Origin of the sequence: Aeromicrobium sp. CnD17-E, from assembly GCF_024124745.1 — a bacterium.
GTDB lineage: Bacteria > Actinomycetota > Actinomycetes > Propionibacteriales > Nocardioidaceae > Aeromicrobium.
Genome location: NZ_JAMXRU010000102.1, coordinates 1 through 11,119, shown reverse-complemented (window position 1 = coordinate 11,119; position 11,119 = coordinate 1). Strand labels below are relative to the sequence as shown.

The following is an 11,119-nucleotide window of genomic DNA, read 5'->3' as shown; positions in this document are numbered from 1 at the left end:
GCGGCCGTCCTGCTCGCCGCGGCAGGCGTCGTCGTGGTGACGCTGCTGGTCCGCCACGTCGAGCGCGCCGGGCAGCTGTGGGCCCTGCTCGACCCGGGGGCCTCCGGCACCCCCGCCCTGGCCGCGATCTGCCTGCTCGCGGTGCCGACGATGGTCGCCTGGACCGCCTCGGTGCTGCTCGGACCCGGCTTCGTGCTGGGGACGCAGACGTCGGTCGACCTCGCGGGCGCCCAGCTCGGTCCTGTCCCGGGTCTGCCGGTCCTGGCCGCGCTGCCGTCTCCCGGCACCTTCGACGACTGGGTCGTCGTGCTCGGTCTCGTCCCGGTGCTCGCCGGTCTCGTGGCCGGCTGGACCGTGCGTGCCGGTGCCGAGGCTCCCTTCGGGCTGTCCGACCGGCCGGTGCTGGGTCGCAGCCTGCTCGGTCTCGCCGCGGGTGCGGCCGGTGGTGTCGTCGTCGGCGTGCTGGTCGGCGCCTCCGGCGGCGCCGTGGGCCCCGGGCGACTCGCCGACGCCGGGCCGCCCGCCCTGACACCGCTGCTGGTCGCCGTGCCCCTGATGGCCGTGGGCGGTGCGCTTGGCGCGCTCGCGGCGCACTATCGTGACGCCCGTGCCCTCCGCCCCGAGCCCGACGCCGACGCGCGCCCGTCTCGTCGTCCTCGTCTCCGGCTCCGGCACCAACCTCCAGGCGCTGATCGACGCGACGGCTGACCCGGCCTACGGCGCCGAGGTCGTCGCCGTCGGTGCCGACCGTGACGGCATCGAGGGCCTGGCGCGGGCGGAGCGCGCCGCGATCCCGACGTTCGTCGAGAAGCTCAGGGACCACCCGGACCGCGAGGCCTGGGACGCCGCCCTCACCGCCCAGGTGGCGGCGCACGAGCCCGACCTGGTCGTCCTCGCCGGCTTCATGAAGCTGGCCGGCCCGCACTTCCTCGGACGCTTCGGCGGGCGGACGCTGAACACCCACCCCGCGCTGTCGCCGTCGTTCCCCGGGATGCACGGCCCCCGCGACGCCCTGGAGTACGGCGTCAAGATCACCGGCGCGACCCTGTTCGTCGTCGACGCGGGTGTCGACACCGGCCCGATCGTCGCGCAGGTGGCGGTGCCGGTGCTGCCCGACGACGACGTCGCCTCGCTCCACGAACGCATCAAGACCAGCGAGCGCCGCATGCTCGTCGACTCCGTCGGCGAGCTGGCCCGGCGCGGCTTCACCCTGACCGACCGCACCCTCACGCTCGGAGACCCCGCATGAGCACTCGACCGATCCAGCGCGCCCTCGTCTCGGTGTACGACAAGACCGGACTGGAGGACCTCGCCCGTGCGCTCCACGCGGCCGGCGTGTCCCTCGTCTCGACGGGCTCGACGGCCCGGACGATCGAGGCGGCCGGCGTGCCGGTGACGCCCGTGGAGGAGGTGACCGGCTTCCCCGAGTGCCTCGACGGCCGGGTGAAGACCCTCCACCCGCGGGTGCACGCGGGCATCCTCGCCGACACGCGGCTCGAGGCCCACGTGGCTCAGCTCGCCGAGCTCGGCGTCGAGCCGTTCGACCTCGTCGTCGTCAACCTCTACCCGTTCCGCGAGACGGTCGCCTCCGGCGCGACGCCCGACGAGTGCGTCGAGCAGATCGACATCGGCGGTCCGTCGATGGTGCGGGCGGCGGCCAAGAACCACCCGAGCGTGGCCATCGTGACGTCGCCCGACGCGTACGACGACGTCGAGGCCGCGCTGGCCGCCGGCGGCTTCACGCTGGAGCAGCGTCGCCGGCTCGCTGCGCAGGCGTTCGCGCACACGGCTGCCTACGACGTCGCCGTCGCCGAGTGGTTCGCCGCCGGGGGAGCGGGCGAGGGGTCGGCCGACGGCGACTGGCCCGCCTTCGCGGGCACGGCGCTGCAGCGTCAGGCGGTCCTGCGCTACGGCGAGAACCCGCACCAGGGCGCGGCGCTGTACAGCGACGGCACCGGCGGCCTGGCCGCGGCCGAGCAGCTGCACGGCAAGGAGATGAGCTACAACAACTACGTCGACACCGACGCGGCGCGACGCGCCGCCTACGACCACGACGCACCCGCGGTCGCGATCATCAAGCACGCCAACCCGTGCGGGATCGCCGTCGGCGCCGACGTGGCCGAGGCCCACGCCCGCGCGCACGCCTGCGACCCGGTCTCGGCGTTCGGCGGCGTGATCGCCACCAACCGGCCCGTCTCGGTCGCGATGGCCGAGCAGGTCGCCGAGGTCTTCACCGAGGTCGTCGTCGCGCCCGACTACGAGCCGGGTGCCGTCGAGGTGCTGCAGGGCAAGAAGAACATCCGCATCCTGCGTGCCGAGGGTGCCGACCGCGCCACGCACGAGGTGCGCGAGATCTCCGGCGGCGCGCTCGCCCAGCAGCGCGACCTCGTCGACGCGCCGGGCGACGACGTGTCGGGCTGGACGCTCGTGGCGGGGGAGCCGGCCGACGAGGCCACGCTCGCCGACCTCGCCTTCGCCTGGACCGCGGTGCGCGCGGTCAAGTCGAACGCCATCCTGCTGGCCGACGACGGAGCCTCCGTCGGCATCGGCATGGGTCAGGTCAACCGGGTCGACTCCTGCCGCCTGGCCGTGGAGCGGGCCGGCGAGGACCGGGCCCGCGGCTCCGTGGCGGCGTCGGACGCCTTCTTCCCGTTCGCCGACGGCCCGCAGATCCTCATCGACGCCGGCGTGCGCGCGATCGTCCAGCCGGGTGGGTCGATGCGTGACGACGAGACCATCGCGGCGGCGCAGGCCGCGGGCGTCACGATGTACGTCACGGGCACCCGGCACTTCTTCCACTGAGCCTCGGCGCCTCGTGCGGGAACGTGCGAGGCTCGCGCCCGAGCGCTGCGCGCGGCTGTGGCAGGGTCGGGGCATGGACGACGTGAGCGTGCGGAACGCCACCGCGGCCGACGTGGACGCCCTCCTCGAGCTCTGGTCGCGAGCAGGTGAGAACGGGTCGCGGCCGGACGACCGCGCCGACCTGGTGCACGCCCTGATCGAGCACGACCCCGAGGCCGTCCTGCTCGCCGAGCTGGACGGCCGTGTCGTCGCCACGATCATCGGCGGCTGGGACGGCTGGCGGGCCAACCTCTACCGCCTCGCCGTCGACCCGGCGTGGCGTGGTCGGGGGCTGGGTCGTCGCATGCTCGAGCTCGCGGAGGAGCGCCTGCGCGGTCTGGGGGCCGAGCGCTTCTGCGCGATGGTCCTCGACGACAACGAGGACGGCCGTGGCCTGTGGCGCGCGTGCGGCTACGCACCGCAGGACGACTGGAGCCGGTGGGTCAAGCAGGCCCGCTGACCCGTCCGGGCCACGGCGGGGCGGCGCCGTGGCCCGCTCGGACGCAGACTCCTCCGTCGAGCGGGCCACGACCCGAGAAGCCGTCCCGGCACAGCCGCAGGACGACCGCGCGAGCGGCTCAGTCCTGCGGCGGCAGCGCGCGCCGGACCAGCTCGACCACGTGGCCGTGCAGGAGCGCGAGGACGCCGTCGAGACCGATCTCACGGTCGGCGGCAGCCACGAGCGCGCCGGAGTAGAGCAGGCTGGCGCCCCGGGTGACCTCGACCGGGTCCGCCACGCCGGTGGCGGCGAGGATCGCGACCTGGCTGCCGAAGCACGAGTCGCGCATGGCGTGGACGGCCTCCAGCAGGTGCGGTCGGCCGAGCGCCGCCAGGTAGACGTTCAGGAAGTGCGACGGTCGGTCGGGGGAGAGCGCGCGCATCGGTGCGGTGAACCGGTCCGCGGCCTCCTCGGCCGAGAGGTCCGTCCCCGCCTCGGGCACGAGCGCGGCCCACTCGTCGGTCCAGTGGGTCAGCGCCTCGCCGAACATCACGTCGACCAGCTGGTCGATCGACGCGAAGTAGTACGAGACCGTCGCGAGCGGCACCTGCGCGGCCTCGCTGACGGAACGGTGGGTGACGGCCTTCGTGCCGCCCTCCTCGAAGAGCTTCGCGGCGGCGGCGACGAGCTGCTCGCGTCGCACTCGGCTCCGCTCCTGGCTCAGACGTGCGCGGCCTCCGGATACTGCCTCAGGCATGATGGTCTGTCTTTCGCGTTCGGGGCCCCCTGGTGAACCCGCCCAGCGTAGTCAAAGGTTCAACTTCTCGCTGACGATCCGGCCAACCTCGTCGGGTCCGGCGAGCTCGGCCGCCACGAGTGCGCGGATCGCCCAGTCGAGCTGCGCCGCCTCCTCGGCCTCCGTGTAGAGCCGCGCCTGGCGTCGCATGGCCGTACCGACGATCAGGGTGAGCACGGTCGGCGCCACCCGCGACGTGTCGGTGAGGCCCAGGATGGAGAGCCAGAGGGCGATCAGGCCCTCCAGGTCGCTCAGCGCCTCGCCGGCCTCCTCGCGCAGGGCGGGGTCGTGCGTGGACGCCAGGTAGATCGACAGCTCGACCGCGACAGCCTCCGGACCACGGGCCGCGAACACGGCCTCGAACGTCGGGGCGACGGAGTCGAGGTCGACGTTCTCGGGCGGTGTCTCGAGGCCTGCGAGGGCGGCCAGCGTGCTGCGCCAGCGCGCGATGTGCTCGCGGAGGGCGTCGCGCAGGAGCTCCTCGATGGAGGCGAAGTAGTAGGTGGTCGTGGCCGGCGGCAGTCCGGCCCGACGAGCCACGGCGCGGTGCGTCACCGCCCGGGCGCCGCCCTCGGCGAAGAGCGAGATGGCTGCGGTCAGCAGCTCCTCCCGCCGCAGTCGACTGCGCTCCTGCGTCAGCTGCGCACGCGTCGTCATGTCCACCTCTCCACGTCGCGTCCCGTGACGCGAGTCCGATCACCGCGACGTCGTCCGTCGTCGGAGCCTCCCGTGGCCGAGTGTAGGGGGACGGCGGGCGTCGGGCCTCCCGCCGACGAGACACGCGCCCAGGCGCCCGCGCGCCGCCCACGGCGTGCCCGCCCGCCCCGGTGACCGGACGCCGCAGGCCTCACAGCAGGGCCACAGGCGACGCACCGGGGCCTGCCGGTCTCCGCCCCCATGATCGAGGACGCCACCACCCGTCACCTTCCTCGAGGAGCGCACCATGACCAACAGTCCAGAGCCCCATCGCGGGCCGGGCCTTCCCACCTACGAGGGCCGCACGCTGGCCCGACCCGACGACGACGTCGTCGACCAGGGAGCCGGGTTCGACGCCGTCACGCTGGTGACGCGTCGACGGGTGCTGGCGTTCCTGGGCGCCGGCCTCGGCGCCGCGACCCTGGCCGCGTGCGGAGCCGGCTCCGACCAGTCCGGGTCGGCGTCGGCGGGTTCGGCCTCCACGACGAGCGACGGCGAGATCCCGCAGGAGACCAACGGTCCCTATCCCGCCGACGGCACCGCGGACCTCAACATCCTCGAGGACTCCGGCATCGTCCGCAGCGACATCACCTCGAGCCTGGACGGCGGCGAGACCGTCGCGGGCGTGCCGCTGGCCCTCACGTTGAAGGTCGTCGACATGGCCGACGACGACGCGGCGTTCGAGGGAGCCGCGGTCTACGCCTGGCAGTGCGACGCCCAGGGTCGGTACTCCATGTACACCTCGGGCGTGGAGGACCAGACCTGGCTGCGCGGCGTCCAGGTCGCCGACGCGGACGGCGAGCTCACGTTCACGACCATCGTGCCCGGCTGCTACCAGGGACGATGGACCCACGTGCACTTCGAGGTCTACCCCGACGTGGACTCCGCGACCGACGTCGCCAACGCGATCGCGACCTCGCAGCTGGCCTTCCCGCCGGACATGCTCGCCGACGTCTACGCCCTCGACACCTACGCCGGCTCGGCGGAGAACCTGGCCGGGGTGGGCACCTCGATCTCCGACGACAACATCTTCGCCGACGGCAGCGACCTGCAGGTCCCGACCGTCAGCGGCGACGTCTCGTCGGGCTACACCGCGTCCCTGACCGTCAACGTGGACACCACCACCCAGCCGTCCGCCGGAGGCATGGGTGGTGGCCCTCAGGGAGGCGGCGCCCCGCCGTCGTCCCGGTGACCCGGCAGGGGCCGGGTGGTCGTCGTCGACGCGCGTCCCGAGGCCGTCCAGGAGAGGCCCTGCGTAGACTCGGCGTCGTGACGGCGCAGATCCTGGACGGCAAGGCGGTGGCCGCGGCCATCAAGACGGAGCTCACCGGTCGCGTCGCGGCCCTGCGGGAGCAGGGGCTGGTCCCCGGCCTCGGCACCATCCTCGTCGGTGACGACCCGGGCAGCCGCTGGTACGTCGACGCGAAGCACCGCGACTGCGCGGAGATCGGCATCGAGTCGATCCGGGTCGACCTCCCGGCGACGGCGTCGCAGGCCGAGGTCGAGGCAGCCGTCGACCAGCTCAACGCCGACCCTGCCTGCACCCTCTACATCGTCCAGCTGCCGCTGCCCCGCGGCATCGACGAGAACGCCGTGATCGGGCGCATCGATCCCGCCAAGGACGCCGACGGGCTGCACCCGACCAACCTCGGCTGGCTCGTGCTCGGCGAGCCGGCCCCGTTGCCGTGCACCCCGCGCGGCATCGTCGAGCTGCTGCGCCGCCACGACGTCGAGATCGCGGGCGCGCACGTCGTGGTCGTCGGACGAGGCATCACCGTGGGCCGGCCCATGGGGCTGCTGCTCACCCGCCGCAGCGAGAACGCGACGGTCACCCTCTGCCACACCGGCACGCGCGACCTCGCGGCCGAGGTGCGCCGGGCCGACATCGTCATCGCGGCTGCAGGCGTCCCGGGCATCATCACGCCCGACATGGTCAAGCCCGGCGCGGCGCTGCTCGACGTCGGCGTGAGCCGCGACGACGCCGGCAAGATCGTCGGCGACCTCCACCCGGGCGTGCACGATGTCGCCGGCTGGGTCGCCCCGAACCCCGGTGGTGTCGGTCCGATGACCCGCGCGATGCTGCTCAGCAACGTGGTCGACGAGGCCGAGAAGCGCGTCGCGGACGTCTCGTGAGCCCGGTCGTCCCGCGCAGCCGTGGGTCGCAGATCTACCTCTGCCTGCTGGTCGGCGTCGGCGTCGGGCTGGCTCTGGTGGGCGTCGGGCACTGGCGTGCCGGTCTGCTCGTCGTCGGCGTGACCTTCGGCCTCGGGGGCCTGGCCCGCGTGGTGGTCCCGCAGGACCACGTCGGCATGCTGCGCGTCCGCGGGCGCACGTTCGACATCGTCTGGCTGACGCTGCTCGGCGTGAGCCTGGCGGTGCTGGCCCTCGTCGTCCCGCCGGGTCCGCCGGCCTGACCTGGCCTCGACGCGTCTCCGTGCGTCGACGCGCGTGTCGGTCCGTCGGGGCCTACCGTGGGGCGATGAAGCACGTCGTCGGGCGCGGCCCGGTCCGGTCCCTGGTCCTCGTGACCGTCCTGTCGCTCGGCGGCACCGCACTCGCGACGTCAGCGGCGTCCGCCCTCGGGCGCGGCGTGCCGGACCCGTCCGAGCCGGCGGTCGAGGCGACGTCGACGACGAGCCCGACGCCCAGCCCGACAGCCTCGCCGACGCCGACCGCGAGCCCCACCCCGAGCCCGACGGCCTCGCCGACGCCCACCGCGTCGCCCACGCCGAGGCCGACCGCCACGCCCAAGCCGACGCCGAAGCCCAAGCCGACCCCGAAGCTCGTCACGCGCAGCGCCGTCCTCGGGACGACCGTGCAGGGGCGCAGGATCATGGGGTACTACCGCGGCTGGTCGCACACGACGCAGAAGCGCACGCTCGTCGTGCTCGGGCAGATGCACGGCGACGAGAAGGCCGGCCTGCAGACCGCCGACTGGGTCCGGCGCAACGTGAAGCCGACGCGGGGCAGCGAGATCTGGGTCATCCCGACCATGAACCCCGACGGCAACGCCCGCGGCACGCGCACGAACGCCCGCGGCGTCGACCTCAACCGCAACTGGGGCACGAGCGGCTACCGGTCGAGCGGCAAGGGCACCCGCACCTGGGGCGGCCCGCGTGCGGCGAGCGAGCGCGAGACGAAGGCCGTCGCGGCGTTCCTGCGCCGCAAGCGCCCCGACTACATCGCCTCGGTCCACCAGCCGTTCGGCGTCGTCGTGCGCACCGACAAGGACCGCGGGTGGGAGCGACGCCTCGCCGACGCGCTCGGCCTGCCCATCCGCGAGGTCGGCGTCGGGACGCCGTCGGGCCTGACGAGCCCCACCCTCACCGGCTGGTACAACCGCTACTACGGCCGCCACGGCACCGCGACGACGCTGGAGTATCGCGCGTCGGTCAGCAGCGCCTACGCCGGGCGCCGGGCCGGTCTGGCCATCACCGGCGCCGCCCGGGTCCGGGCCCGGCTGGGCTGACGGGCAGGGTTGACGGGCTGGGCTGACGGGCTGGGCTGACGGGCTGGGCCGAGCGGCGCGCCCGGCCGCGCGGACGCGCGCGGTGAGGATCGCTCAGACGAGCCCGAGCGCGGTCACCGCGTCGCGCTCCTCGACGAGCTCGGCGGCGGTCGCGTCCATCCGGGACCGGCTGAAGTCGTCGATCTCGAGGTCCTGCACGATCGACCAGTCGCCGTCGCGCGTGGTGACCGGGTAGGAGTACACGAGACCCTCGGGGATCCCGTAGGAGCCGTCCGAGCGCACCGCCATCGAGACCCAGTCGCCGTCGGGGGAGCCCTGCAGCCAGTCGCGGGCCGCATCGATCGTCGCCGACGCGGCACTCGCCGCCGACGACGCGCCACGTGCCTCGATGATCGCCGCGCCGCGCTTGGCGACCGTCGGGATGAAGTCGTCCTCGATCCAGGCCTGGTCGTCGACGACCTCGGCCGCGTTGCGTCCGCCGATCTCGGCGTGGAACAGGTCGGGGTACTGGGTGGCGGAGTGGTTGCCCCAGATCGTCATGCGGCGGATGTCGGCCACGGCGCTGCCGGTCCGGGCGGCCAGCTGGCTGATGGCCCGGTTGTGGTCGAGCCGGGTGAGGGCGCTGAACCGCTCCGCCGGGATGTCGGGTGCGTTGCTCAGCGCGATCAGCGCGTTCGTGTTGGCCGGGTTGCCGGTGACCCCGATCCGCACGTCGTCGGCCGCGACGTCGTTGAGGGCCTTGCCCTGCGCCGTGAAGATCGCGCCGTTGGCCTCCAGCAGGTCGCCGCGCTCCATCCCCTTCGTCCGGGGGCGGGCCCCGACGAGCAGGGCCAGGTTCACGCCGTCGAACACCTCACGCGGGTCGTCGCCGATCTCGACCGAGTGCAGCGTCGGGAACGCGCAGTCGTCCAGCTCCATCACCACGCCTTCGAGCGCCTTCAGCGCGGGCGTGATCTCGAGCAGCCGCAGCTGCACGGGGGTGTCGGGGCCGAGCAGGTCGCCCGAGGCGAGACGGAAGAGCAGGCTGTAGCCGATCTGGCCGGCGGCGCCGGTGACGGCGACCTTGACGGGGTGGGTCACGTCGGGGTGCTCCTTGTGGGAGAGGGGTGCGGCGGGGTCTGTGACGAACGTAACGCAGCGGCCCACCCGCGCGCACGCGGGCGGGCCGCTGCCGGCCGACGGTCCTCGCTCAGCCGGCGTGCGTGCGCGTCTCCACGAGCGCGTTGGCCACGAGGTCCTTCGCCTGGTCGTCCTCGCCGCCCGGGTTGTCGCCACCCAGGCCCGCGCGCACGAGCTCCTCGATCTGCTTCGCCGTCGCCTCGTCCACGTGACGCCAGTAGTCGAGCGCCCGCTCCAGCACCTCACCGGTCACGCCGCCCAGCAGGTGGCCGGCGACCGTCTCGACGAAGCGCTCGCGCTGCGCGTCGTCCCAGACCTCGCGCACCAGCGCACCGGCCTGGCTGAAGTCGTCGTCGTCCGGGCGCAGCGTGTACGCCTGACGGATCATCGGGCCGTCGGCCTCCCACCCGTCCTCGACGACGCCCACCTCGTCGCTGTATCCACGACCCTCGCTGTTCGGGGCGTACACCGGCTGGTCGCCGCTGTGGTCGTAGGCCATCGGACCGTCGAACGTGTACGTGTTGTGGTGCTGCACGTTCTTCGGCCGGTTCACCGGCAGCTGGTGGTAGTTCGGGCCGATCCGGTAGCGCTGCGTGTCGGAGTAGGAGAACACCCGGCCGAGCAGCATCTTGTCCGGGCTGAACCCGATGCCCGGCACCACCGCCGACGGCTCGAACGCCGCCTGCTCGATCTCGGCGAAGAAGTTCTGCGGGTTCCGGTCCAGCGTCATCGTGCCCACCTCGACGAGGGGGTAGTCCTCGTGCGGCCACACCTTCGTGAGGTCGAACGGGTTGAGCCGGTAGGTCTTCGCGTCCTCGTACGGCATCAGCTGGACCGACAGCCGCCACGACGGGAAGTCGCCGGCCTCGATCGCCTCGAACAGGTCCCGACGGTGGAAGTCGGCGTCGTGCCCCGCGATGCGGTCGGCGTCCTCACCCGTGAGTCCCTGCACGCCCTGCTGGCTGTGGAAGTGGTACTTCACCCAGTGCTTGTCGCCGGCGGCGTTGATCCACAGGAACGTGTGCGAGCCGTAGCCGTTCATGTGCCGGTACGAGCGCGGGATGCCGCGGTCGCCCATCAGGTACGTCACCTGGTGCGCCGACTCCGGGTTCAGCGACCAGAAGTCCCACTGCATGTGGTTGTCGCGCAGGCCGTTCGCGCCGCGCCGCTTCTGGCTGCGGATGAAGTGCTGGAACTTCATCGTGTCGCGCACGAAGAAGACCGGCGTGTTGTTGCCGACGAGGTTGTAGTTCCCCTCCGTCGTGTAGAACTTCAGCGCGAACCCGCGCGGGTCGCGCCACGTGTCCGGCGAGCCGTGCTCGCCCGCGACGGTCGAGAACCGCGCCAGCATCTCCGTCTCGACGCCCGGCTGGAACAGGGCCGCCTTCGTGTAGGCCGACACGTCCTCCGTGGTCACGAACCTGCCGAACGCGCCGGAGCCCTTCGCGTGCACGTTGCGCTCCGGCACCCGCTCACGGTTGAAGTGCGCCATCTGCTCCAGCAGGTGACGGTCGTGCAGCAGGATCGGGCCGTCCGCGCCCAGCGTCAGGCTGTTGCGGTCCGAGACCGCGGGCGCGCCGGTCTCCGTCGTCGAGCCCTGCTGCGCCTCGGGCGTCGGCGCGGTCGCGATGGCGGTGCCGTCGTCGGGCTGGGGGATCTCGTGCGTCATGGTCACTCCTCGGGCGTCGGTGTCACTCCACCGTCCCCCGAGAACGCCGACTCCGCGACCGGAGCGCCGCGCTCCGCCCGCCGTCGGTCC

Annotated in this window: 12 protein-coding genes; 8 read left to right on the top strand and 4 right to left on the bottom strand. The window is 73.4% G+C overall.

The annotated features are described in order from the left end of the window. The 4 genes from NH339_RS15125 to NH339_RS15110 form a co-directional block, all read left to right on the top strand. Window positions 1-708, top strand: a 708-nt coding sequence (locus NH339_RS15125) for a DUF6350 family protein (RefSeq protein ID WP_253026802.1), incomplete at its 5' end; no start/stop codon positions are given. Further along, the gene (purN, locus tag NH339_RS15120) at window positions 599-1,249 is read left to right on the top strand and encodes a phosphoribosylglycinamide formyltransferase (protein ID WP_374208322.1); all 651 of its coding nucleotides are present in this window, start codon (window positions 599-601) and stop codon (window positions 1,247-1,249) included. The genes NH339_RS15125 and purN, both read left to right, overlap by 110 nt. After that, window positions 1,246-2,802, top strand: coding sequence for a bifunctional phosphoribosylaminoimidazolecarboxamide formyltransferase/IMP cyclohydrolase (purH, locus tag NH339_RS15115; RefSeq protein WP_253026798.1), 1,557 nt, complete (start codon window positions 1,246-1,248; stop codon window positions 2,800-2,802). The genes purN and purH overlap by 4 nt, the downstream gene beginning before the upstream one ends. Before the next feature lie 73 nt (window positions 2,803-2,875). Continuing rightward, on the top strand, window positions 2,876-3,301 hold the full coding sequence (locus NH339_RS15110) for a GNAT family N-acetyltransferase (protein ID WP_253026796.1): 426 nt from the start codon (window positions 2,876-2,878) through the stop codon (window positions 3,299-3,301). A 118-nt stretch (window positions 3,302-3,419) separates the two neighbouring features. Here NH339_RS15110 and NH339_RS15105 read toward each other — a convergent pair whose 3' ends face one another. Together NH339_RS15105 and NH339_RS15100 are read right to left on the bottom strand one after the other, a co-directional pair. After that, window positions 3,420-3,983, bottom strand: coding sequence for a TetR/AcrR family transcriptional regulator (locus NH339_RS15105; protein WP_253026794.1), 564 nt, complete (start codon window positions 3,981-3,983; stop codon window positions 3,420-3,422). A 105-nt stretch (window positions 3,984-4,088) separates the two neighbouring features. Then, window positions 4,089-4,733, bottom strand: a complete 645-nt coding sequence (locus NH339_RS15100; RefSeq protein WP_253026792.1) for a TetR/AcrR family transcriptional regulator — start codon at window positions 4,731-4,733, stop codon at window positions 4,089-4,091. 286 nt (window positions 4,734-5,019) lie between these two features. Between NH339_RS15100 and NH339_RS15095 the strand changes: the two genes are divergently transcribed. The 4 genes from NH339_RS15095 to NH339_RS15080 all read left to right on the top strand — a co-directional run bounded on the left by NH339_RS15095 (window position 5,020) and on the right by NH339_RS15080 (window position 8,241). Further along, the gene (locus NH339_RS15095) at window positions 5,020-5,964 is read left to right on the top strand and encodes an intradiol ring-cleavage dioxygenase (protein WP_253026790.1); all 945 of its coding nucleotides are present in this window, start codon (window positions 5,020-5,022) and stop codon (window positions 5,962-5,964) included. A 77-nt stretch (window positions 5,965-6,041) separates the two neighbouring features. After that, window positions 6,042-6,905, top strand: coding sequence for a bifunctional methylenetetrahydrofolate dehydrogenase/methenyltetrahydrofolate cyclohydrolase (locus NH339_RS15090; RefSeq protein WP_253026789.1), 864 nt, complete (start codon window positions 6,042-6,044; stop codon window positions 6,903-6,905). Beyond that, window positions 6,902-7,186 carry a DUF3017 domain-containing protein gene (locus NH339_RS15085; protein ID WP_253026787.1) on the top strand — a complete coding sequence of 95 codons (285 nt, stop codon included), beginning with the start codon at window positions 6,902-6,904 and terminating at the stop codon, window positions 7,184-7,186. The genes NH339_RS15090 and NH339_RS15085 overlap by 4 nt, the downstream gene beginning before the upstream one ends. A 65-nt stretch (window positions 7,187-7,251) precedes the next feature. Continuing rightward, window positions 7,252-8,241 (top strand): M14 family zinc carboxypeptidase, encoded by a 990-nt coding sequence (locus NH339_RS15080; protein ID WP_253026785.1) that lies wholly within the window; start codon window positions 7,252-7,254, stop codon window positions 8,239-8,241. A 93-nt stretch (window positions 8,242-8,334) separates the two neighbouring features. On the opposite strand, the gene NH339_RS15075 is transcribed toward NH339_RS15080, so the two are convergent. After that, window positions 8,335-9,321 carry a malate dehydrogenase gene (locus NH339_RS15075; RefSeq protein ID WP_253026783.1) on the bottom strand — a complete coding sequence of 329 codons (987 nt, stop codon included), beginning with the start codon at window positions 9,319-9,321 and terminating at the stop codon, window positions 8,335-8,337. A gap of 109 nt (window positions 9,322-9,430) precedes the next feature. Next, on the bottom strand, window positions 9,431-11,029 hold the full coding sequence (locus NH339_RS15070; RefSeq protein WP_253026781.1) for a catalase: 1,599 nt from the start codon (window positions 11,027-11,029) through the stop codon (window positions 9,431-9,433). Between the last annotated feature and the right edge of the window lie 90 nt (window positions 11,030-11,119).